Raw genomic sequence first — 310 nt, forward strand, 5'->3', positions numbered from 1 at the left:
CATGCATGAAGCGCTCGGCCGGCTTGTAGCCCAGCTCGATCAGCGAGGCCTTGGCCCGCGTCAGCGGCGGCTTGCTGTGGCGGTTGAAGTCATCGAGTGGCAGCTGCTGCAGATGGCGCAGGAACTTGCGCGCCCCGCCGTTGGCCAGGAAGTCGCGCACCCGCGCATACAGATCGCCATCCTCGGCCACTGGCGTATAGACGACCAGCATGCGCCGGTCCCCCTCCTCCAGCGCCAGCGGCTGGCTCTCGTTGGACAGGAACACCAGGTTCGCGTGATTGCTCTCCCAGCGCGTGTCCGCGTGCATGGC

The 310-nt window shown here is 67.1% G+C and carries 1 pseudogene; it reads right to left on the bottom strand.

Annotated elements, in window-relative coordinates:
• Positions 1–310, bottom strand: a pseudogene (locus tag ABGI63_RS25855) (cell division protein FtsK); the annotation flags it as partial.

The organism is Roseateles cavernae (genome assembly GCF_040187885.1).
Classification (GTDB): Bacteria; Pseudomonadota; Gammaproteobacteria; order Burkholderiales; family Burkholderiaceae_C; genus Roseateles_E; species Roseateles_E cavernae.